The sequence below is a fragment of the Paenibacillus sp. V4I5 genome, assembly GCF_030817255.1.
In the GTDB taxonomy this organism is placed as follows: Bacteria; Bacillota; Bacilli; order Paenibacillales; family NBRC-103111; genus Paenibacillus_E.
In genome coordinates, this window is record NZ_JAUSZB010000002.1 from 6,696,595 (window position 1) to 6,720,374 (window position 23,780).

At 43.8% G+C, this 23,780-nt stretch carries 20 protein-coding genes and 2 pseudogenes; 16 read left to right on the forward strand and 6 right to left on the reverse strand.

The window, feature by feature from the left end; genetic code table 11:
* Nucleotide 1: 1 nt before the first annotated feature.
* Together QFZ78_RS32650 and QFZ78_RS32655 are read left to right on the forward strand one after the other, a co-directional pair.
* The gene (locus QFZ78_RS32650; RefSeq protein WP_307553494.1) at nt 2–3,316 is read left to right on the forward strand and encodes a carbohydrate-binding protein; all 3,315 of its coding nucleotides are present in this window, start codon (nt 2–4) and stop codon (nt 3,314–3,316) included.
* Nucleotides 3,317–3,368: 52 nt separating this feature from the next.
* Nucleotides 3,369–3,521 (forward strand): hypothetical protein, encoded by a 153-nt coding sequence (locus tag QFZ78_RS32655; protein ID WP_307553495.1) that lies wholly within the window; start codon nt 3,369–3,371, stop codon nt 3,519–3,521.
* Between the two features lies 1 nt (nt 3,522).
* Here the strand turns inward: QFZ78_RS32655 and QFZ78_RS32660 are convergent, their stop codons facing one another.
* Together QFZ78_RS32660 and QFZ78_RS32665 are read right to left on the reverse strand one after the other, a co-directional pair.
* Complete coding sequence (locus QFZ78_RS32660; RefSeq protein ID WP_307556134.1) at nt 3,523–3,690, reverse strand: hypothetical protein; 168 nt, start codon at nt 3,688–3,690, stop codon at nt 3,523–3,525.
* Nucleotides 3,674–3,870, reverse strand: a pseudogene (locus QFZ78_RS32665) (IS6-like element ISPsa2 family transposase); the annotation flags it as partial. The gene QFZ78_RS32660 and the pseudogene QFZ78_RS32665, both read right to left, overlap by 17 nt.
* Here QFZ78_RS32665 and sigK (QFZ78_RS32670) point away from each other — a divergent pair.
* The 3 genes from sigK (QFZ78_RS32670) to QFZ78_RS32680 all read left to right on the forward strand — a co-directional run bounded on the left by sigK (QFZ78_RS32670) (nt 3,854) and on the right by QFZ78_RS32680 (nt 5,732).
* On the forward strand, nt 3,854–4,399 hold the full coding sequence (sigK, locus tag QFZ78_RS32670) for an RNA polymerase sporulation sigma factor SigK (protein ID WP_307555992.1): 546 nt from the start codon (nt 3,854–3,856) through the stop codon (nt 4,397–4,399). The pseudogene QFZ78_RS32665 and the gene sigK (QFZ78_RS32670) overlap by 17 nt on opposite strands.
* 59 nt (nt 4,400–4,458) lie before the next feature.
* On the forward strand, nt 4,459–5,133 hold the full coding sequence (locus tag QFZ78_RS32675) for an ABC transporter ATP-binding protein (RefSeq protein ID WP_307553496.1): 675 nt from the start codon (nt 4,459–4,461) through the stop codon (nt 5,131–5,133).
* A 452-nt stretch (nt 5,134–5,585) separates the two neighbouring features.
* Nucleotides 5,586–5,732 carry a hypothetical protein gene (locus QFZ78_RS32680; protein WP_307553497.1) on the forward strand — a complete coding sequence of 49 codons (147 nt, stop codon included), beginning with the start codon at nt 5,586–5,588 and terminating at the stop codon, nt 5,730–5,732.
* Between the two features lie 172 nt (nt 5,733–5,904).
* Here QFZ78_RS32680 and QFZ78_RS32685 read toward each other — a convergent pair whose 3' ends face one another.
* The gene (locus QFZ78_RS32685; protein ID WP_307553498.1) at nt 5,905–6,315 is read right to left on the reverse strand and encodes a hypothetical protein; all 411 of its coding nucleotides are present in this window, start codon (nt 6,313–6,315) and stop codon (nt 5,905–5,907) included.
* A gap of 58 nt (nt 6,316–6,373) precedes the next feature.
* Here QFZ78_RS32685 and QFZ78_RS32690 point away from each other — a divergent pair, with 58 nt between their 5' ends.
* A complete protein-coding gene (locus tag QFZ78_RS32690; protein ID WP_307553499.1) occupies nt 6,374–9,085 on the forward strand; it encodes a glycosyl hydrolase family 95 catalytic domain-containing protein in 2,712 nt (903 codons plus the stop codon).
* A gap of 38 nt (nt 9,086–9,123) precedes the next feature.
* On the opposite strand, the gene QFZ78_RS32695 is transcribed toward QFZ78_RS32690, so the two are convergent.
* Complete coding sequence (locus QFZ78_RS32695; RefSeq protein ID WP_307553500.1) at nt 9,124–10,020, reverse strand: AraC family transcriptional regulator; 897 nt, start codon at nt 10,018–10,020, stop codon at nt 9,124–9,126.
* 386 nt (nt 10,021–10,406) lie between these two features.
* On the opposite strand from QFZ78_RS32695, the gene QFZ78_RS32700 reads away from it, so the two are divergent.
* From QFZ78_RS32700 to QFZ78_RS32740, 9 genes are all read left to right on the forward strand, one after another.
* Nucleotides 10,407–11,348, forward strand: a complete 942-nt coding sequence (locus QFZ78_RS32700; protein ID WP_307553501.1) for an ABC transporter permease — start codon at nt 10,407–10,409, stop codon at nt 11,346–11,348.
* 29 nt (nt 11,349–11,377) lie between these two features.
* A complete protein-coding gene (locus QFZ78_RS32705; RefSeq protein ID WP_307553502.1) occupies nt 11,378–12,259 on the forward strand; it encodes a carbohydrate ABC transporter permease in 882 nt (293 codons plus the stop codon).
* A gap of 82 nt (nt 12,260–12,341) precedes the next feature.
* A complete protein-coding gene (locus tag QFZ78_RS32710; RefSeq protein ID WP_307553503.1) occupies nt 12,342–13,934 on the forward strand; it encodes a type 2 periplasmic-binding domain-containing protein in 1,593 nt (530 codons plus the stop codon).
* A gap of 101 nt (nt 13,935–14,035) precedes the next feature.
* On the forward strand, nt 14,036–15,796 hold the full coding sequence (locus QFZ78_RS32715) for a sensor histidine kinase (protein WP_307553504.1): 1,761 nt from the start codon (nt 14,036–14,038) through the stop codon (nt 15,794–15,796).
* Nucleotides 15,768–16,553, forward strand: a complete 786-nt coding sequence (locus tag QFZ78_RS32720) for a response regulator (RefSeq protein WP_307553505.1) — start codon at nt 15,768–15,770, stop codon at nt 16,551–16,553. Before QFZ78_RS32715 ends, QFZ78_RS32720 begins: the two co-directional genes overlap by 29 nt.
* Nucleotides 16,554–16,680: 127 nt before the next feature.
* Nucleotides 16,681–17,226, forward strand: a complete 546-nt coding sequence (gene sigK, locus QFZ78_RS32725; RefSeq protein WP_307553506.1) for an RNA polymerase sporulation sigma factor SigK — start codon at nt 16,681–16,683, stop codon at nt 17,224–17,226.
* Between the two features lie 230 nt (nt 17,227–17,456).
* Entirely contained in the window at nt 17,457–18,368 is a 912-nt protein-coding gene (locus tag QFZ78_RS32730) for a beta-propeller fold lactonase family protein (RefSeq protein WP_307553507.1), read from the forward strand.
* Nucleotides 18,369–18,643: 275 nt separating this feature from the next.
* A complete protein-coding gene (gene sigK, locus QFZ78_RS32735; protein ID WP_307553508.1) occupies nt 18,644–19,168 on the forward strand; it encodes an RNA polymerase sporulation sigma factor SigK in 525 nt (174 codons plus the stop codon).
* 59 nt (nt 19,169–19,227) lie between these two features.
* On the forward strand, nt 19,228–19,887 hold the full coding sequence (locus QFZ78_RS32740) for an ABC transporter ATP-binding protein (protein ID WP_307553509.1): 660 nt from the start codon (nt 19,228–19,230) through the stop codon (nt 19,885–19,887).
* A gap of 217 nt (nt 19,888–20,104) precedes the next feature.
* Here QFZ78_RS32740 and QFZ78_RS32745 read toward each other — a convergent pair whose 3' ends face one another.
* Nucleotides 20,105–20,341 (reverse strand): helix-turn-helix transcriptional regulator, encoded by a 237-nt coding sequence (locus QFZ78_RS32745; RefSeq protein ID WP_307555994.1) that lies wholly within the window; start codon nt 20,339–20,341, stop codon nt 20,105–20,107.
* Nucleotides 20,342–20,617: 276 nt separating this feature from the next.
* Nucleotides 20,618–20,755: pseudogene (locus QFZ78_RS32750) on the reverse strand (IS6 family transposase); the annotation flags it as partial.
* Nucleotides 20,756–21,042: 287 nt separating this feature from the next.
* Here QFZ78_RS32750 and QFZ78_RS32755 point away from each other — a divergent pair.
* Entirely contained in the window at nt 21,043–23,412 is a 2,370-nt protein-coding gene (locus QFZ78_RS32755) for a glycoside hydrolase family 95 protein (RefSeq protein ID WP_307553510.1), read from the forward strand.
* The last annotated feature ends 368 nt before the right edge of the window (nt 23,413–23,780 follow it).

Sequence of the window (23,780 nt, forward strand, 5' to 3'; positions counted from 1 at the left end):
GATGGGATTGAAAAAAGTTAAACCATTTAAATTCATAGTATTAACATTGGCGTGTTCCTTGAGTTTTACTACGATGTCTGCCATTACAAGCACAAAAGCCAATGCATTCACTTCGTCAGATGCAGAAGTAGCCATCACAAAAGCCAATGTATTTACTTCGTCAGATGCAGACGTTGCCATAGAAGCATTTAACACAAAGTTTTGGGATAGTGATGCAAAGTATTTTTGGACGAATTCTGATCATGGCAACAACTATCAAGGCTTCTGGGTAGAAGCGGAACTTTGGGAAATGGTCATGGATGCCTATGTACACACATCTGATCCTAGTTTGAAATCAAAACTTAGAACTCAGATCGATGATATATTTGACGGTACAGTAGCAAAATTCGGAGAAGATTGGACAAACAATCATTTCAACGATGATATCATGTGGTGGGCCATGGCATCTGCGAGAGCTTATGAAATTACCAAGGAACAAAGATATTTAGATAAGGCCAAGTATTATTTTGACTTCGTATATGACACGCAATGGGATGACAACTTTGCAAATGGCGGCATTTGGTGGTTGAATAGTGAGCATACCACAAAGAATGCCTGCATTAATTTCCCAGCGGCTGAAGCAGCTGTTTATATGTATAACATTACTCAGGATGAACATTATTTAGATGCAGCTTCTAAAATATACAGATGGGGCAAGACTATGCTTACTGACGGCAATGGAAAAGTATATGACCGGATAGAAATTGAGAAAGGCGCAGTCCCGGATGCAACTCATTATAATCAGGGTACTTTCATAGGCGCAGCAGTAGGCCTGTATCAAATAACCGGAAATACCGTATATCTCGATGATGCAGTGAAAGCAGCTAACTTTACCCAAACTCATTTAGTTGACGCCAACCATTTGTTGCGCTACGAAGGGCCGAATGGGGACTTAAAGGGCGGTAAAACGATATTAATCCGTAATCTGGCCTATCTTCAAAAGGCTGTGAATGAGAGAAGTGAAAGTGCATATAAGCAGTTTAGCGACGATTTTAATTATTGGCTTGCTTTCAATACTCAAATGGCATGGAATAATCGAAATTCAGACAATATCGTGGATGGCAACTGGGCAGGGCAACTGCTTTCCGGAACTTATGAATCCTGGGCATCATCAAGTGCTGTTGAAGCATTAACTGTTATAGAACCACAGGATGTTACAATAAATTATGCCGCAAAAAATCCTTACAATACAATAGAAGCGGAAAGCTATAATGTGGGTACCGGATTTATCTTAGAGGGCAGTTCAGAAGGTACACTGCAGCTGGGTGGAATTCAGTCAGGATTCTTTGCGGCTTATAAAAATGTTGATTTTGGATCCACCGGTGCTATTGGCTTTATTGCTAGAGCAGCTAGCGGAACAGATGGAGGTAATATTGAAATAAGGCTTGATTCGTTGAATGGTCCCAAAGTTGGCACCTTAAACGTAGAAGGAACAGGCGGTTGGAATAATTATACGGATGCCGTTACACTTCTTAAGGATGATCAAGGGAACCAAAGTACAGTTACGGGAAAACATGATGTATATCTTGCCTTCACAAAGACGAAAGATCAATACTTATTTAATTTAAATTCGTTCAAATTCACTACAACGGATCCTACAAAAACAGATGCATATGCAAGGCTTAAAGCTGGTAATTTCGACAGCAGTTCAGGTCTAAGTAAAAATGCGGAGTGGGGATTTATAGATGGTATTAAAAACAATGCTTATGCCTCTTATAAAGGAATTGACTTTGGATCCGGTGCCGCAGGTGTTACTGCTCATGTAACAAGCGGCAATCAAGGGGGTACTATTGAAATTAAGCTAGACAGTTTGAACGGACCCACTGTAGGTGTTATTGGAATTCCTGCTTTAGGTAATTGGAATAACTGGGTAGACATTATGTCTAACATAGACGATACCAAAGCCGTTGGTGTTCATGATGTATATCTAGTGTTTCATGGAACAAACGGAAGTGATTCACCCTGTAATTTGGATTGGTTCACCTTTACAACAGTGAAGGGCAAAGCAAGAGATGCATATGGTAAGCTAGAAGCTGAAAACTATACCAGTGGCGTAGGTTTCGGTACGGAAAATGGAGGAGAGCAAACCTACTTGGCCGGAATATACGGTCCTAATAACCCATATGCCATGTACAATTACGTCGATTTTGGAAGTACAAGTCCTTCAAAATTCCATGTTAATGCTGCAAGTGATACAGGTGGAGGAACTATAGAATTAAGAATGGACAGCATGAACGGTCCCGTTATTGCGACTAGTACTGTTACAGGAACCGGCGGATGGCAGAAATTCAAGGTTTTCTCAGCGGATGTAACAACGCCTATAACAGGAAAGCACATTGTTTTCATGTTGTTTAAAGGTGGAGATTGGTTATATAACTTTGATAAATTTACCTTCGGTGACCCAGCTGTATTTACAGCACCAACTCCACCGCCTGTTCCTGTGAAAGACAATGTTCCTCCAGGCAATGTGGAAAATATTCAAGTGATCAGCGGAACTGACAGTATGAAGTTGCTTTGGGATGGTCCCTATGATATTGATGGTCAGAAGGTGCAAATCACTCTATTAAGCAATGGACAGCAGGTTGGCAGTGTAATAGATGTTAATAGAGGAATACAAACTGCTGTTCTACCGGGAATTCAAAAGGGTAATGACTTTACTATTTTAATAAAGACTATTGATACCTCAGGAAATGTATCTCAGGGAAAAACAATAGTGAGTAAGGATTTGCCTTCATTTTCACTTTCTGCAAATTGGAATATGTTGAAAGAAGGAGATTCCTTCGAGGATTACATGGCTCTAAACTTCAAAGTATGGGATAACTTATCAGCCATAAAATCTGCACAAATCATCGTGGATGGTACGGAATATAAGATTAATCCTCAAACAATGCAAAGTATAGATATTGATATGGCTGGAAATTTAGGAGATAAGACGACAACTGTTGCAATCGAGGATGCTGCAGGTAACAAGCTTCAGAACACATTTCATGTTAGCGTTACAACAAGTGTATATGCCATGGAACATTTAATAACTCGTTTCACGGATTCAGGAGAATTAAGCGGAGCGGTGATACCACAGCTTACCAATGCTCTTAAGCAGGTACAACATCAACTTGAAATCGGGAAACAGGATAATGCGATTAAACATATGCAGGATTTTATAAAGCACTTAAATAATGAAGCCTTACGTAATAATGTTAAAGACAGTGCCAAAGCGATTCTTAATACGGATGCTCAATCGCTTATTACCACCTGGCAGAAAGTGAGTTCCAAATAGAATACATCTTAATAAGTATCGGCCGGTCGCGGGGCAAGGAGTGAGGAACATCATGAAATCATACTTGTCTCTCATATGGATCAGCTTCAAGAATAAGAAAGTGTATAAGCTGAATGTTTTGTTCCGAGTCATCAGTTCGGTGGTACTCATTGTGGTTGTATTACAAATAATAAAACTGCCAAGTATACCTTACTTTATTGGATAAACTATACAGCCAATCCAAATAATTTATTAATCCATTCAACATCGGAAATAGCAGGCGATATTTCAACCTGCTGTTTCCTGAGCATATGAAAGGCTTCAATTCCCGCTAACGTTTCTTCGGCTGTCTGGAATGACTTAAATCCCATCATAGTTTTCAGGTCCGAACTCATGGACCCATCTCATGATCGTAGTATGAGAGATATTCAATCCTCGCTCTTTTATCATTTCTGCGACATCTCTATAACTCAAGCAATATTTTAAATGCCATCTAACGATTAATAGGATCATATCAGCTTCGTAATGTTCCATTTAAATACATGATCTTTTGATTTCATACTGATTCGTCCCATCCCGTTGCTTCGTGTCCACAACCTCAAAAAATTCGACAATACGGGGGAAGATCTCGAGGATTTGATCTCGATTGGGACGATCGGACTCATCAAAGCCATCGAGTCGTTCTCGCCGAACAAAGGGACCAAGCTCGCGACTTTCGCGGCTCGCTGTATTGAGAACGAGATCCTGATGCATCTGCGTTCATTGAAGAAAACACGCAAGGATGTGTCCTTACATGATCCCATTGGAACGGACAAAGAGGGGAATGAAATAACGCTCATCGACATTCTCGGTACGGAAGCTGATGACGTAGTGGATAAGGTTCAGCTCAAGATAGAGAAGAGCAAAATCTATCGGAACTTGGAAATCTTGGACGATCGCGAGAAGGAAGTCGTCGTTGGCCGGTTTGGGTTGGAATTAGGTGGAGAAGAGCGTACGCAGCGGGAGATTGCGAAAGAGCTGGGCATTAGCCGATCCTATGTGTCACGGATTGAGAAGCGTGCGCTGATGAAGCTATATCATGAATTTTATAAGGCGAAGCGGTAAGATTACGAATCGGATACTTCATTTATTTGGACACTTTGCAAGTAATGGTGGTGAAGGTTATGACGTTAATCCATATCGAGAAAGCTAGTAAATACTATACGATGGGCGAGGAAACGATTAAAGCATTAGATGATGTCTCGTTAGATATTGATCATGGAGAGTTCGTGGCCATCATGGGACCGTCAGGTTCCGGCAAATCCACACTAATGAACATCATAGGGTGTTTGGATATTGTAGATAAAGGTGTTTATGACCTTGATGGTCAAGCAATAAACGTGCTTAAGGATTCACAGCTAGCTGAGATTCGCAATCAGAAGATAGGATTTGTTTTTCAGAGTTTTAACCTGCTGCCGAGATTAAATGCTTTTGAGAATGTGGAGTTGCCTTTGATCTATCGGGGAATGACGAAAAAGGAAAGAAAGTCTCTCGTTTTACATGCTCTAGATTCGGTTGACTTGCTGGATCGTAAGAAGCACTTTCCATCAGAGCTATCTGGTGGACAGCAGCAGCGTGTTGCTATTGCGCGAACATTGGTAGGAGATCCAGCAATCATTTTGGCGGATGAACCTACGGGAGCGTTAGATTCGAAGACTGGTGTGGAGATTTTAAACATTTTAAAGAGATTAAATGCACAAGGTCGGACGATTATTTTGATTACGCATGACTTATTGATTGCACAACAGGCGAAGCGGATTGTGCGGTTTCGGGATGGGCGGTTGAATGAAGTTGTTTAGTGTTTATAAACCGGAACTCCAAATAAGGGGGTCCGGTTTGTTTGTGCGCCTCACAGTCGCACAATCTAAGTGGTTCAAATCCACTCGGTAACTTTACCTTTTAAAGTGCCGTAGCCGAAGTAGAGGTCCTAATCCAGCAGGGTTAGGATTGGCAGGTTGTCTCTCGTGAGAGAGAATCTGAAGGGCCTGCAGGAAATATCCAGCCCGGAATGCGGTGATCCAGAGGTGGCGGCGATGTTGGGTGACCCGCCAAACAAACGGGGAAACTTATGCAAATATGTTATATCTTGCAGGGAAACAAACAAAGGGGTATGACCTGCCAGGCTCATCGACGTGATTAGGATCAGGTTGGATGGAATAGAATGTGCAGATAACCGAGGGAAGTCTCGTAGTCTCCTTGACGCAAACGTAGACAAGGTAGGGAGGTTAACCTTAAAGGGAAAGCCGAATCGATGTGCTTCGAGATGGCGGATCGTTCCGTAGTAGCGAGTAAGTCCGAGCTGGTGAAGGCTGGTAACAGTCTGGAGGGGAAAATTCGGATGAGTATACGCGCGAGAAAGAAGACTCAGTCGCATAACCTGCTTACGACGGCGTTTTGAGTCTGAACCATTCCCATTATAAAGATAAGCTTCTGTCCAGTCTGATTTCGGAATTCTTTTTTTCTCCTGATTAATACTCTTATCAGCTTCAGGTACTTCAATAAAAGTGCGGAGTTGTTTCATAATCGAATAATGATAATCATCTACTGGTTTTAATCTCCTGGTAATTCCTTTAAAGAAAGTTTTCACCTTGACGGAGACGATTAGTCAGAGCCTCGTGAGTTTTCCAATGTGGAGGACTTATATTGTATTCATAATTTTGTGATGTGCGATATGAATTAACAACTTCAACAATTTTTGCAATAATAGGTTCAGCTAAATGTTTTTCCTTAATGACACGCTTTTTTCGCTTGGCGCCACCTTCTTCTTGAACATCAAATTCCAGAAAAAACGTTCGCTGATCTGCTGATTCACGTATGAAGGAAAGATCTTCTCCCATCTTATAGAGTGCTTGCTCTGGTAACCTAAGTAGCTGATGTCGGCGTTCTTCCTCATAAATTAAAGGAGAATGTGTGGCACTGACTCCACTGCCTGCTAAATTGCGACATATTTGCCTTCTTTTACGTCGCTCTGAACGATTCATGAACCTTCCCCTGCCAGATATAATTAATACCATAGCGAGCAGATCAGGGGGGAATAGCATGACTAAAATATCGGAAATTACACGAATGTACGAAAAAGGCAATTACGCTAACACCTATAAAGAAGTGGCAACAACAAATCCCGGATTGGCGTGGCGGGAAGGCATGATTAGTGGAAATGGCGAAAATGGGTATATCACGTCAGGATCGCCTTATACGGACAGCTTTATTTTTCAAAATATGTGGTTCAACTATCCGTCTCGAGATCCAAGAGCGATTCCAGGAGAATTAACGGGGCAGCTTGCTGATGCCAGATGGAATGTTTTTAAACAAAACGATCAATGGAAGATTACTTTTCCTGACGGTAAAACGAGGGTAAGAACCTATTTTTATAGTTATCATCCGGGACACCAGCTCAGATTAGGCGTGACTGATAAGGGAGCCGTGTCTGATTATGAGAGATGGACGAATTATGAAACAGCCGAAACCGGAGTACGATACACCGATGAATTTGGCGAGTGGATCCGAACCTCGTTTACATCCAGAGAAGACAATGTTTCGATTACGAAGATCTCACAATCCTCTGAAGGCGCTAAGATCAATATGATCATCTCCATTGATGACATTTCGAGCATGTACAAATCGAGGGATGGTATGTCTGAGCTGACGGCGCTTCAATACAAAAAGCTTGTGGAACCGAGTGCGGCATATATCGCGCAGGTTGCCCATTACCCATCCTATCAGGACAGTGAGCTGAGCAATGGTGGGTATGCAGGTCTGACGCAGATTATTGTTGTTAATGGATCCAAGAAGAGAGTACTGCTCGCTGACACGAATGAACCGATGAATGTAGGAATGGAACAGAATCCTGCGATCCAAGTGATCGACGCCGACGCCGTATATTTAATTACGCAATCGAACAGGACATTTGATATGGGCAAAACCGAAGATTTTGCCGGAATGACGCAATACGCTATCGTAGACAATTTATTTCAGAACATGAATGCGGTCGCTGAAAAATATAAAGATGCCTATGGTAAATTCGATTATCAAGCTGCCCTCACGCCTCACGCCCTAAAGCATTCCGCAGAATTTAACGCTGCACAATTTACTCTTACAGGCGACGAGGATGACAAGAGCGCTGACAACGTAACGCTAATCAACGCGCAAAAGGCATCAAAAACTAGAATCAATCATGCTTTTATGGAGCAGGTGTACAACCAGGGACGATATGCCTTACTATGCTGCAGCGGTTCAAGCGCTCCGCGCTTGTATGGGATGTGGACCGGGGAGTGGAATCCTGGCTGGCGAGGTATCTATACGCTTGACGCCAATGTGAATTTACAGGTTTCTCCGATGAATACAGGCCATTTCACGCAAGCGCAGCTTGGATACATCACTTTCTTCTTGAGAAACACGCCCGACTTCGAATACAATGCGCGAATGGCCTACGGGATGCATGATGCCCTGCAGGTGTCGGTAAACTCGGACATCGACCGCGCAATGCATGTGGAATACGACAATGACTATCCGTTTGAATATTGGAATGCCGGAGCGAGCTGGTGTCTGCTCCCGATCTTCGAGTATTGGCAGTGTTACGGCAATGGGCAGATTCCGATCAAAGACAACATGAGAATTCATGATCTGAAACCGCTTCTCAGTATAAAGGACGGTGGGCTGACGGATGAAGAATTCAGTCAATTGATCGAAAATGGATTTCTAGATTTGGAAAAGGATATTTTACTTCCGCTGCTGACAAAGCAGGCTAATTTCTGGGAGCAGCTATGTACGCCGGAATACTATACGGATATAAACGGTAATGCGTGCTATGAGAAAGGCAAAACTGCGTTAAATCCAGGCGAGAAATATTTGCTTATCCCTACCTACTCTCCAGAGAATAACCCGATCGGTTACAACAGTACGATTACGGCAAATGCCACGATGGATATTTCTGCGGCGCGGGATGGACTGCATATGGTCATATCCATGGAAAAAGCAGTAAAGCGCGACGGATATGAAACTGCTGTTGCCAAATGGGAAGCATTGTTAGGACTAATGCCGGATTATAAGGTTGACAAAGACGGCGCTTTACGCGAATGGGCGATGAGTGAATATACGGAAAACAACAACCACCGCCATTTAAGCCATCTCTATCCGGCTTGGCCTGCGTACGAAACGCAGAACAATACGGAGTTGACGAAAGCAGCAATTATCGCGGTTGAAAACAGAAATAAATACAATACAGGAGACGCGACGGCGGGGCACGGCTGGATGCATAAGGCGCTGGTCTATGCCAGGTTAAAAAACGGCGACGGGGTCGTCTCGTCCCTTCTGCCGATGATGATGGATTCCGGTTATTACACTTCCTTGATGACAGACCATGACACAAACAGAAGAAACGACTGCTATTGTACGGATACATTATTTGGTACTGTGGGGGCAGTAAATGAAGCGCTGCTATTTTCCAATACAGGTGAAATTGAAATACTGCCGGCGCTGCCCTCTGAATGGAAATCAGGGTCAATAAAAGGATTAATGGCAAGGACCCGGGTAGAGGTTAGAGGGTTATTTTGGGACACTAACATTGCATGTGTTACATTAAAATCAGTTGTAAATCAAAATGAAGTAAAAGTAAAAGTGGGTATTCCTTGGACAAAAGCAATGGTTAACGCCCAAGAAGTAGAGGCGCTTGACGATGAATTTGGTAAACATATTCGCTTAACGCTGAATTCTGGTATAGACGTTACAGTTGTATTTATTTTGTCCAATTGATGTGATGTTCGAGTTGTACAATTTATTACCGTTTGTCTTCAATGACATGTCACATTGTGATCAAAGGGCTTGCGCAAGGAGCGAAACTCACCTGCCGAGGTATTGTAGTATTTCTTAAAAGCAGTACAAAAATGTTCCAATGAAGAAAAACCGACATGTCGCGCTATTTCACTAATGGTCATTGAGGTTGTAATAAGAAGGTGAACGGCAGCCGTCATTCTTGCTTGGGTCTTTTTTTGCGTAAACGATTGGCCATAATACTGTTGAATGGTTCTCTCCGTCTGTCTCACACTTAGTCCCAGTTTTTGAGCGAGCTTCTGTATAGTTAAATCATCATAGTTGTATAAAAAACTATTTTCAATGATAACGACTCTCTCGTCGTCTAAGGTTTTAAGCGGCATAGCAGAGGAGGTCAGAACACTGTTTGTGTAGTTTCTGACCAGCTTGATGACGATCTGCTCGATAATATGTTGAACCGTCAGGTAGTAGCCGATATATTGATTGGTTGTTTCATAGGAGAGTTGCTCGAACAATGGCAACAAATTCTGCTTGTCCTGACCGAACCAAAAAGTTGTTTGAACGAATTGGTTTGCTATAGAGGAAAGATCCGGATCATCGTTAATGTTATTGGCCAACACTTCAAAGCATATGCAGTATTCCGCCATAGGGTCGGAGAGAACCGTGATTTGCTCGTGCGCAATATCTGGGCCAGTCATATAAAGAGTGCCAGGATGTATCGGATAATTTCGGCCGTTTGCTACCAAGATTCCCTGTCCCTGAGGAATATAATGCAGTTCGTAGCTTTTCATGCTATGGCTGTGTTCGAGAAAGGATTGATAAAAGACCCCGAATCTGATATACAAAACGTTTAACAATAAACCGCCTAACGAAATCTTAACGTTCATATTTTCGACATTAACTTTTGGGAGCTCCACTTGACCAATCCCCCCTTTTGCAGATTCTTTAAATTGTTTCGTAAGAAGATTTCAAGCAGCCTTTTAATTTTATTATGTGTGTTCAACAAGCTTAACGCAAGCTTGTACTTAACAATACCAAAAATTTCAACTTGGTATTCAGTTTGTCTTTGGTAGACTTCACCTTAAAGATGTTCCTCTCTTTGGGTGAAGTTTTCCCTTTAAACGAATGATTGGATATGAACTGTTCGGAAATGGATTAGGATCGGCAATTTCAGGTATTTAAAGCTTTAAAATAGGCACACTTATCTTGGAAATGAACCGTATCATCGTAGGCACCCTTCAAATTATAATTTAGACATAAAGGTAATTATAGACATACAAAAATTTAGAGGGTGGTGATAGTTATGAACAATGACGTATTTCTAAAACGCTTTCAAAATCAGCTGCCTTTTCAGCTATTTGTCTGGGTCGGGCTTGTGTTCCTATTGATTTTTAGTTACATTCCGATGTTTGGAATTATTATTGCGTTCAAGAATTATAAAATATCGACAGGAATTGAAGGTATTTTTACAAGCTCGTGGGCTGGGCTTACCCACTTCAAAGAGTTAATTAATGATTACAATTTTCCGATGCTAGTGCGCAATACTCTGGTTTTAAGCTTGTTAAAAATCATCTTTTCCTACCCAATCCCGATTTTGTTTGCCATTCTGCTCAGTGAAGTGAAGCATGTATTCCTCAAACGGTTCGTCCAGACGGTCAGTTACTTGCCTCATTTTGTTTCCTGGGTAGTTGTAACCGGCATTGCTTATTCGTTCTTCTCAAGCGGTTTCGGCATCATTAACTACCTATTGCAATCGCTCCATCTTGTGGATAAACCGCTCGACATTCTGACGAACCCGGATGCCTTCTGGGGACTCGCAGTTTCTACGGCCATCTGGAAAGAGGCCGGATGGTGGACGATTATCTTTCTTGCAGCACTTGCCGGTATCGATCCTTCACTCTATGAGGCTGCGGAAATCGATGGGGCGGGGCGGCTTAAGCGAATTCTCTATATTACGCTGCCCGGGCTGAAGAACGCAAGCATCGTTGTTTTGATTCTGACAATTGGCAGCATGCTAGGCGGCGGCTTAGTCGGATCGAATTTTGAACAGGCGATGCTGCTCGGCAATACATTAAACAGCGAGAAGTCTCAGATCATTCAGACCTACGCTTTCACGATAGGGCTTGCGCAAGGAAGATTCTCGTTCGCAACCGCAATTGATTTGATGCAATCCGTTATTTCGGTCATGCTGATTTTCACCAGCAACGCGATTGCCAAGCGTGTGTCGGGAACTGGATTGTTCTAGTTCGACAAGAAAAAAGGAGGTGATCCATTTTGCGCAGAAGAAAAACAGTCGAGGATCGCGTACTGGATTCCATTATAGCGGTCGTCCTAGTCATCATCGTTTTTGTTACGGTATATCCGTTCTATTACATTTTGTTGATCACGTTTAACGCCGGCACCGATACAGCCGCCGGAGGCATGTATCTATGGCCGAGAAGCTTCACGCTCGGTAACTATCTCTATTTCCTCGAAAATCCGAAGTGGATTAAATCATTGGGTATCTCGGTGCTTCGAACTATCATAGGGACATCGCTTGCCGTTCTCTTTACTTGTTTAGTTGCTTATGGACTGTCCAAGAGAGATCTGATTTTCAGGAGAAGCTATTTCTTAATTGTAATCGTATCCATGAACTTCTCCGGCGGATTGATCTCCTACTATATCGTTTTAAAGAGCCTTAAACTGATTAATACATTTGGTGTTTATGTCATTCCGAGCATGCTGAATCTGTTTTTCCTGCTAATCGCGATCTCCTTTTTTAGGGAAATTCCCGATGAACTTGGGGAATCGGCACGTATGGATGGCGCCTCTGAAATTCGCATTTTCACAAAGATCATACTTCCGGTTTCTATGCCACTGCTTGCGACGATGAGTCTATTCTTAGGCTCAGGACAGTGGAACTCATGGCTTGATTCCGCTTATTTCGTACAGGACGAGGACTTGCGTACGCTTACCTATCGAATGATGCAAGTCATTAATCAGTCGATGGTCCCTTCCGGAGAAGCGCAGATGGCCGCCATGTCGCGATCGAGCGTCACACCATTTTCTATTCAGGCCACCGCCATGGTTATATCGATCGTTCCCATTCTCGGCGTGTACCCGTTTCTGCAAAAGCATTTCGTATCGGGTATAATGCTTGGTTCCGTCAAGGGTTGAAAGCAATATTTTTATAGCACTCTTATTTGGATGTCAATCAGAGTGCTTGAAAATAAGAAGTTATTATGAAGGGGGAAAGAAAATGAAAAAACGAATCGAAAGGATCACCAAAATGGTAGTCGCTCCGCTTCTGATAGGGGGTGTGCTTGCGGGCTGCAGCACGAGTACGGATAATGGGGGAAATTCATCAGTGAGTAGTACTCCAGCGGCCACCAAAACCGCTGTTGGTACAAGCGAGAATCCAAGTTCCTGTACATCACCTGTCGAGCTAAATATGTTCGTCGATGCCACGTGGTATCCGTTCCAGGAATGGTCGGGCGAAATTCCGGAAGCGATTACAAAAGCAACCTGTGTGAAGCCAAAAGTCACTGTTGCTACCGATGACAAGCAATTGGCTTTGATGACGGCCTCCGGTGATCTGCCAGATATCGTGGTGTCTTTCAACTTCAAACTCATGTCAGATGCAAAACTTAGTCTTCCGTACAATCAAATTTTTCCGAAGTACGCTCCGGATGTAAAATTTGATCCGATTAAAGAGCTGGTTAGTACCGTAACTGATGGCAATTATTACGCCATCCGCAATGATTTCTCAACGGAAGCTGAATGGAAAGCCAATCCTTACGCACATATGATGGTTCCGGGACTTGCTATGCGCAAAGATATTTTGGAGGAAATCGGAAATCCAGCTATCAAATCGATTGACGACCTCAATAAGGTTTTCGCCGATGTTAAAGCTAAGCACCCGGAAATGACGCCATTAATCTTGAACCCGAATTGGCTAAGACCTTTTTTTGATACGCAATTCGGCGCTCAGGGTGGGTTTGTCGACAAGAACGGCAAGATTGAATATTATCTCAGACAGGATGAGGTACGCAAGTCGATGCTTTATATGAACAGTTTGTATCGCAACGGCTTTGTCACGTCGGAAAATTTCGCGTATAAGAACGAGTCGGAGACCGAGCAAATGGTGCTCGCCGGCAAAGGCTTTGCTTACACATGGACCTATTCCGCTGCGGACCGCCTCAATGCAGACTCAAAAGATAAAAATCTCAAGTTCGTTCAACTCGCGGAGCCGCTCGGACCGAACGCATCCATCATCAGTACCGGAACCGGCGGACTGGGAATGTACGTAACCAAGAACAATAAGAATGTCGAGGCGACCGTGAGGCTTCTCAAATACTTATTTTCGGAAGATGGGTGGAGAACAGCGGAGTGGGGAATTAAAGATAAGGATTGGACCTGGAACGCAGCAGGATATCCAGAATTTAATTATGATGTCCAAAATATTGAAATTCTCAAGAAGAAAGGTGTTTACTGGTGGGGCGTGCCAACGGAGAGCGGTGTTGGCATGGCTTTAGGCTCCTACAAGAAAGGCTCGGAAACGACGCGTCAAGGGGAAGCCTACTCCAAAATTACGAAATATAACCCGGCGATCGGCATGATTAATCCGGATACCGATTCTCCGGAGCAGATTATTCGGGCTAATATCGATAATATGGTGAAAACGGAAGTCACGAAAGTGTATCTTTCGAAATCGGAGGCGGAAGCCGCAAAAGCGTACGATGACATGCTGAGCAAGGCTGAAAAAATCGGTATCGCTAAATTGGAAGCGTGGGCCACAAAGCAGTACGGACCGTTGAAGGAAAAGTACGATAGTTTGACGAAAGCAAAATAAGAGATCATATAAACTCATACGGAATGTAGCCATATTGGATGGTCTATCATTCCGTATGAGTTCGTTCATTTTTTGGAAACGGAGCCGTGAAGAATATGCGCATGAGTACTAAAATGATTGTAGGCTATATTCTTCTGATTATTATTCCGTTCCTTACTTTTGCCTATTTTGTTTATAGCCAGATGAATGATAAGTTTATTGCGAAATACCAACTAGCTAATCAGCAGAATATTGAACAATTAGCTGTTAATCTTGACGCTAGTCTAGTTAAGATCGAATCACTTTACTCGATATATCAGAATAACAACGCTTTAATTGAATTTTTGCGAGGAGACTACACCAATGATCGAGATTTAATTTACGCCTATCTGAAAGAAATCGTACCCGCTATTTCATTTTCATATCTTGGAGATAAACTTGTGCGAAATCTTACCATATACCCTAAATACGAAGAACGTTTACTGAACGTTACCGGTTTTAAGGCTTATCACGAATTGGAAGATGTCATTAAAACCTCTGATTGGAAGGCAATGGGTCCGAAAAAAGGGATATGGACAATCGATTCCATCGGTGAAGTACCAACACTGGCTTACTTTCACAAGATTTATAACGATTCGTACTCTAACGATCTTGGTGTACTTCAAATTACTGTTCAATCCATATTCTTTAAGGAGTTCCTCGATCAGCTTCGGAGTCTCCATCCTAACAATGTGATCCTATTGGTGAGTCAAGATGGCAACATCGTGTATCAAAAAATGGACAATTCTTTTCCAAAAAATCAACTAATGGAGATTAAGTCTTCCGCACTTGCGAATTGGAGTAAAACGTTTATGACTGATCGCAACCAAATGCTTGTCAATTCAACGGACTTGTCGAGACTGGGGCTTACGATTATTGAAATTAACCAGAAGGATGCCTTGTTTACGTTGCTCCGCCATAAGATCTGGTGGATAACGGGAGGCTTTGCATTGCTTGCCTTGTTGACCATTCTGTATTACGTTTTTGTTTCTTCCCTGACCAAACGACTCATTCTATTGTCGCGACATATGCGCCGGGTAGAAGCTGATTCCTTATATCACCCGTACACTGGGCGCGTAGGAATAGATGAGGTCGGGTTTCTGATCTTGAACTACAATGGCATGATCAATCGAATTGATGAACTGGTAAACCGTGTCCAAAAAGTAGAATTGCTGAAGAAAGAAGCTGAGTTTAGAATGCTGCAAGCACAAATCCAGCCCCATTTTTTATATAATACGCTGGAAACGATGCGCATGCTGGCCAGGGCAAGTGGTGATTTCACTGTTGCGGATATGGCTTATTCCCTTGGGGATCTTTTGCGTTACAGTTTGTCCAAACAAGATGAAACGACTTTTCAGGATGAATTGAACAATGTAAAAAGATACCTCTCCATCCATCAAATTCGGATGAGTGATCTTTACTATGAGATAGTCCCTGAAGAAGGGCTGATGACGTTAAAATGTCCGAGGTTTATTTTACAACCTCTTGTTGAAAATAGTATCATTCATGGTCTATCGAAGCGAAGAGGGGCCAAGCAAATCGCCATACGATTTGCCAAGGAGCAGGATTACGCTATCATCGAGGTGTCTGACAACGGATCAGGTATTTCCGAAGATGCGCTTACAGTACTGCGGCAAGCACTTGCAGGCGAAGCTGTTAATGGTATTTCTGAAACACAAGGAATGGGCATTGGCCTTACAAATGTAGCCGAACGGGTGAAAGCGTATTTCGGGGGGCAATCAGGCGTGATGTTTAGCAGCCTTCCTGGTGAAGGGACAGTTTGTTCACTTCGACTTTATTTAAAGGAGAACGGCGATGCTGAAGTTAATGATCGTGGACGATGAACAGATTATATTGGCTGGCATACGGGATATGGTAGAAAAGGAGAATACCGCTTTCACCAAGATTGTTACAGCAAACGATGGTATCGAAGCGCTTGAAAAGATGGATTACTTTCGTCCTGACTTGATAATAACTGACATTCAAATGCCTGAAATGGATGGTTTGACTCTGATTCGCGAGGCTCAAAAGAAAGATGTCTCCCACTTTATCATTCTCTCGGGATATGACGAGTTTAAATATGCACGTGAAGGTATTCGCTTGCAAGTCAAAGAATACTTGTTGAAACCTATTAATCAGTTGGAGTTAGCCGAATTATTAAAAAGAATGGCAATTGATATTATGGAGGAGAAACAAGCCACTCAGCTTAAAACGCAAGAAGCCGGGGAACCACAAGGGAATTCTAATGAGAATATCAGAATCTTAATTGACTATATTAAGACAAATTATATGAAGGATATTTCTCTTGGTGACGCTGCCTCTTTGTTGGATCAGCATCCTGTGTATGTAGGGCAAATATTCAAAAAAGAAACGGGTAACACATTCAACTTTCTTCTCAATGAAGTCCGAGTAGAGAAGGCTAAGCAGCTTCTGATTGGGATGAAGGGGATGTCTTTGGACAAAATTGCGAAACACGTAGGCTACGAAAATCGCCGGACATTTTACAAAGTTTTTCGTAAATATACAGGTCAAACACCAGGCGACTATAGGGAAGCTTTTTTTGTCATCTCGGTTGATGGCGGCATATCTGATCCGAGTTAGTGAACAGGAGAGTGGTTACGTGCCTGATGAATTCCCGATGAGCCAAGCTACACTAAGAAATTGAATCACAAATGTCTTCTATTGTATCAAAATCATGCTAGTTTAACCTTCTCTATGAAATGGCACTGTGTATTATTTTGAATTTACGTTGCTTCGTGTTCACAACCTCAAAAAATTCGACAATACAGGGGAAGATCTTGAGGATTTGATCTCGATCGGGACGATAGGATTAATTAAGGCGATTGAGTCGTTCTCGCCGAACAAAGGGACCAAGCTCGCGACGTTTGCAGCTCGCTGTATCGAGAACGAGATTTTGATGCACTTACGTTCTCTGAAGAAAACGCGCAAAGATGTGTCTTTGCATGATCCCATCGGAACGGACAAAGAGGGGAATGAAATTACGCTCATCGACATCCTCGGAACGGAAGCGGATGATGTCGTGGATAAGGTGCAGCTCAAGATAGAGAAGAGTAAAATATATCGGAACTTGGAAATCTTGGACGATCGCGAGAAGGAAGTCGTCGTTGGCCGGTTTGGTCTGGAGCTTGGCGGGGAAGAGCGGACGCAGCGGGAGATTGCGAAGGAGCTGGGTATTTCGCGGAGCTACGTTTCAAGGATTGAAAAAAGGGCGCTCATGAAGCTGTATCATGAGTTATATAAGGCAAAGCGGTAAGGTTACGAATCGGATACTTCATTTATTTGGACACTTTGCAAGTAATGGTGGTGAAGGTGGGGGCCTTATGGGCGCCCTTATTTTTTGCTTTTAGGGGGAGAAAGGCGATTTAATAGGGTCCGTAAATCACGCTCAAGCTTAGGGCCAAATATCTATAAAATGGCCGTGCCACTCCTTTATGCAGATTAATAACTTAGATTAAGTTATAAAATGAAGGAGGGTTATTCCTTGTGACCACGTGTAGACCTTCGCCATCATTTCATTTCGCTTATGTCACGAACTACAACGATAATACCGTGTCGGTGATTGATACCCGAACAAGAAAGGTTAAGGCAACAATCAAGACAGGTAGTGGACCTTTTGAGATTGCTGTTACACCCGATGGGAAGTATGCTTATGTTGTCAATAAACGCGATAATACCGCTCAAGTAATCAAAAGAAAAACAAATACAATTATCCGAACCATCCAGGTCGGAAAAAGTCCATCGGATGTAGGTACATCGCGAAAGTTCGTCTATGTTACTAATTCGGCTGATCATACCGTTTCAGTAATATGTATAAAGAAACAAAAAGTCGTTGAAACGATAATGGTCGGAAAAAGGCCGGTAGGAGTAACCATTACGCCTAAGAAGATGGGCAAAAAAACTTTAGGATTTGTAAGTAATAACGACAGCAATACGATTTCTATTTTCGATGTGAAACACAATAAGGTTATTGACACGATAAAAGCCGGTGTTGGCCCGGATCAAATTGCTTTCACGACGAACCGCAAATTAGCTTATGTCACCACGGATGATAATGTTTTGGTTATAGGTATTCATAGCCGAAGGATTCTAAAAAAGATTAAAGTAGGAGTTAAACCTATCGGTGTAGCCATAACCCCTAACAACAAATTTGCCTATGTTGGTAATGAAGGGGATAACACAGTTTCCGTCATAAAGCTTTTTAATAACAAGGTGATAGCTACCATACCTGTGGGGATCAAACCCGGCATTGTAGCCATTACACAAAATAGTAAATATGCCTATGTTGCCAATTTTGGAGAAAATACAGTTTCTGTAATAAGAATTAGGGATAATAAGGTTATTGACACGATAACAGTAGGAAATGCAGCATCTGGGCTTGCAATTATCCCTTTATAGAAGTTATTGACTAACGTATCGGTTTACAACGGTAGATTGCTTGGACTATTGGGACACAAGGTTTACCCCAGATTCCACTTCGATGGTGTCACACAAATCATAAAACATTCATAGTACTATTTGGGGTAGTCTCTGACTTATTAGTAAATGAAAGATGTCTGCATCAATGTGCTTGCGCTGCATGTGTGGCCAGGTAACGAGAATGCAATATATAACACAAGGCTGCCGTGTAGCAGTCTTGTGTTCATTTAATGGACTATTAATGAAATTTTACGTTGCTTCGTGTTCACAACCTCAAAAAATTCGACAACACAGGAGAAGATCTCGAGGATTTAATCTCGATTGGGACGATCGGTTTGATTAAGGCGATCGAGTCGTTTTCGCCGAACAAAGGGACGAAGATGGCGACATTCGCGGCTCGCTGTATCGAGAACGAGATCCTGATGCATCTGCGTTCACTGAAGAAAACGCGCAAAGATGTGTCTTTGCATGATCCCATCGGAACGGACAAAGAGGGGAACGAAATTACGTTGATCGACATCCTCGGCACGGAAGCTGACGAAGTCGTGGATAAAGTGCAGCTTAAAATAGAGAAGAGCAAAATCTATCGCAATCTGGAGATCTTGGATGATCGGGAGAAGGAAGTTGTGGTTGGACGGTTTGGGTTGGAGCTTGGCGGGGAAGAGCGGACGCAGCGGGAGATTGCGAAGGAGCTAGGGATTTCGCGTTCGTATGTGTCGAGGATCGAGAAAAGAGCGCTGATGAAGCTGTATCATGATTTTTATAAGGCGAAGCGGTGAGGTCACGAATCGGATACTTCATTAATTTGGACTTTGTGCAAGTAATGGAGGTGAAGGTTATGACGTTAATTCACATCGAGAATGCCAGTAAACATTATACGATGGGCGAGGAAACGATTAAAGCATTAGATGATGTCTCATTAGATATTAATCATGGAGAGTTCGTAGCAATCATGGGTCCATCAAGTTCCGGCAAATCCACACGGATGAACATCATCGGGTGCTTGGATATTGTAGATAAAGGTATTTATGACCTAGATGGTCAAGCAATAAACGTGCTTAAGGATTCTCAGCTTGCTGAGATTCGTAATCAGAAGATTGGATTTGTTTTTCAGAGTTTTAACCTGCTGCCGAGATTAAGTGCCTATGAGAATGTAGAGTTGCCCTTGATCTATAGGGGAATGAGCAAAAAGGAAAGAGAGCCGTTTGTTTTACAAGCACTGGAAGCGGTGGACTTGCTAGATTGCAAGAGGCGTTTTCCATCAGAATTATCTGGCGGGCAGCAGCAGCGTGTCGCTATTGCGCGAACGTTGGCAGGAGATCCTCCGATCATCTTGGCAGATGAATCTACGGGAGCGTTAGATTCGAAGACAGGTGTAGAGATTTTAAACATATTAAAGAGATTAAATGCACAAGGTCGGACGATTATTTTGATTACGCATGACTTATTGATTGCGCAGCAGGCGAAGCGGATTGTGCGGTTGAATGAAGTTGTTTAATGTTTATAAGACCGGAACTCCTTGAAAAATAAAGGGGTCCGGTTTGTTTATTTTCAAGCTTAACGGGCAGCTTAACAAAACTTCAACAAAGGGCTGATTCGAGCAGATGAATCAAATGTATGAGTACAAGAAATAGTCTAAGGATATAAATAGAAACAGCGGTAGCTGAGGATTAAAGTTAACTCCTGGGCTACCGCTTTTTTTTCGAGAATGTCCTTTATTCAAAATAAATGGCATGATAAGGGAATTCCAGCCTTGGACTTTCGTAGCCACAACGCCCCCCAACTTCATGGATAGGCAAATCCGTGGTTCTGAGCAAAGCAATGGTTGCCTCCACCCGTCGATCTTTCAGGTATGCAAGCGGCGAGGTTTGCTCAGACTTCTGGAACAACCTGCATATGTGATACTTGTTGATCCTACAATGCTCGGAAAGCGTATCTAGTGTTAAAGGCACTGAGCCTATATTAATTGAGAGTATTTTACGGGGGAATGTATGAAAACTATTATTTTCATGGGCAGAGAGAACACGCGGATTGACTGGCAAAGGTAGGTGATTGCCTTGCTGTTTTATCCTTGTAGACAAGCTATAGTTGTGGTGCAAGAATTAAAAAAGATAGCAATTTCCCAATAAATTGTAATTAACTATGCCATAATACCAAATATTTTATTAAGCCATTCAACTGCAGAGAGGACAGACGAATTATTTTCGGTCTGCCCTTTCCTAATCATATATCAAGATTTCTTTTGGTAGGGATTTCCGCTTTATTAATTCTTGTATTGCTGGTGGATATGCTGGATTTTTATCCAAGGTGATTACACGTGGGATTTTATTATGTGGAGAGGACAAGGCCTTTGTAAAGAAACGCTTCGGCGTTTAGAGGGTTGAATATATGTAAATATCAAAAAACAGTATATCAATGCTAGATTACGATATAGGATGAATAAAATATAATGTTAAAATAAAGATTGCATGGCGGGGTCAGAAGATAAAGGCTCATTGAGGCTTTTTTTCTTAACATATTGATGGAGGAGCCCCACGATATCTTGCTCGAACTCCATGAGGAAGTAGGGTTGAGATAAATTGAAGTATGTACCGCTACAGGCTCTGTATGGAAGGAGTTAGCGGCAACTTTTTTGTGAAGAGGAGCGAATCATTTGAAGCTGAATTACACGAAACCTGCATCCTATTGGACAGAGGCGCTTCCGTTAGGAAACGGCCGTATCGGAGCGATGGTATTCGGAGGGGTCGAGACCGAACGCTTGCAGCTGAATGAGGATACGCTATGGTCGGGGGAACCGAAGGATGGGACGAACCCAAACGCCCAGAAGGCGCTTCCTGAAATTCGCCGTCAAATTAACGAAGGGAATTATGAGGAAGCGGACGCTCTTTGCAAAAAAGCGATGGGTCCTTATACGCAATCATTTATGCCTTTAGGGGATTTGACCGTACACTTTTATCACGGCGATAATGCCACACAGTACGAACGTTTGCTGGATCTGGAGACGGCGGCTGCATCGGTTAGATATAGGATCGGCGAAGTCACATACACCCGAACCTGCTTCATTTCCTTCCCGGATCAAACTCTTGTTATGCGGATCGAGGCGGACCGTCCCGGCATGCTGAACTTTACGGCCAAGCTATGGAGTCCGCTCCGGCATCAAATCGGTCCCGAGGGCGAACGCATCGTGATGAGAGGCAGGGCTCCGGTCCATGTCGACCCGAATTACTATCAGACCAGCAATCCGATTCGTTACGGCGAATCCGGCACACGCTTCGATGGAAGGATTGCTATTCGGACCGAAGATGGCCGCGTCTATGCCGATCATGACGGACTGCATGTCGAATCAGCTACAACCGCGACCATCATTTTTAGCGCAGCAACGAGCTTTCATGGTTTTGACCGTAATCCGGCAACGGAGGGTGTCGACCCTTCCCAAATCGCAGAGAGACACTTGAACGCGGCTCTTAATAAGACTTATTCAAAGCTTTATGCCTCTCACATTGCCGATTATCGCGTTTTATACGATCGAGTTACCCTTGATTTGGGGCCATCCGACATTCCGGGCGACGTACCGACAGACATACGCGTTGCCGAATACGGAGTGAAGGACAAGAAACTGGTGGAACTCCTGTTTCAATTCGGCAGGTACCTGCTGATCGCGAGTTCCCGGCCCGGCACGCAGGCGGCGAATTTACAGGGAATTTGGAATAAAGAAACACGGCCGCCCTGGAGCAGCAATTATACGTTAAATATAAACGCGGAAATGAATTATTGGCTCGCGGAGACGTGCAACTTGGCCGATTGCCATGGGCCGTTGCTTGATTTCATCGGCAATTTGGCCAAGGCAGGGGCGGAAACCGCGCGCATCAATTATGGCGCCCGCGGCTGGGTCGCGCATCACAACAGCGATATCTGGTGCCATTCCGCGCCGGTAGGAGACTTCGGCAACGGGGACCCCGTTTGGGCGAGCTGGTTCATGGCCGGTCCTTGGCTAAGCCAGCATCTGTGGGAGCATTATGCATTCGGTGGAGATACGTCGTTTCTTCGTGACAACGCCTATCCGATCATGAAGGAAGCGGCTCTCTTCTGCCTGGATTGGTTGCAGGAGGAACCGGACGGTCGGCTGGCCACATCGCCGTCCACCTCCCCCGAGCATAAGTTTGTATTGCCGAACGGCCAAATGGCTGCCGTCAGCAAAGGGGCGACGATGGATCATGCACTGATCTGGGACTTGTTCACGAACTGCATCAAGGCGGCGAATATACTTGGAATGGATGATAGCTTCCGGGAGGAGCTGGCGGAGGCTAGGTCCAGGCTGCTTCCGTATCAGATCGGCAAATACGGTCAGCTTCAGGAATGGTTTCTTGATTTCGAGGATCAGGATGTGCAGCATCGCCATGTGTCGCATCTGTTCGGCGTTTATCCGGGATGTCAGTTGACCGCGGAGGCAACGCCGGAGCTGTTCGAAGCGGCGCAGCGCTCGCTCGAACGGCGCAGCGATATCGGCACCGGCTGGAGCCTCGCGTGGAAAATCAGCCTGTGGGCACGATTCGGCGACGGAAACCGCACCTTGCAGCTAATCGGGAACGTGCTGAATCTCGTTCACACCGATGTGGGCAGCGTCACAGGCGGCGGCGTCTATCCGAACTTGTTCGGCGCGCATCCGCCGTTTCAGATCGACGGGAATTTCGGCTTAACGGCCGGCGTAGCCGAAATGCTGATGCAGTCTCATGCCGGCGCCATCCGTCTGCTGCCTGCTCTTCCAAATGCATGGGAAACCGGCTCAGTCAAAGGACTTCGAGCAAGAGGGGGCTTTGAGATCAGTCTTGCCTGGGAGAACAACGCGCTCGTAAAGGCAGAGATTCGTTCGCTTCTCGGCGGTCCTTGTCGTGTTACGGCTTCAGTTCCGCTGAAGGTGGAAGCGGACGGCAGAACCGCCCAGTTCGAAAGCAACGCATACGGGACGATCGCTTTCGATACGGAGCCCGGGTTTATTTATACGGTTAAGCCTTCATATATGTAACGTTGGGACCCGGGTTTGCAAGCCGTCCCCGTCCATGCCATCGGAGCAGATGGTGGCCAGCGTAGGCAATGCAAACCCGCGGCATTTCTAAAAGGTGTAAAAACAAGTTCTTTAACGGGGCTATCTCTTGGAAAGCCCCTATTTGTATTTGAAGAAGCACAACAATTTCCGAAGAGGTCTAAAGACCGGAGCTAAATCCGACAGCATAATGGAATTAGTAAACGTTTTCAATTTCTGGCGGGGCTACAAATCCGAAGGCAATATGTATGGTCAAAATGCAAGAAGAATTATTATGATTATGGCATCAAGATCTTCGGCTGGATGAAGCAGAACCTGAATACGATGTGTATGACTTTGATAATTAGCGC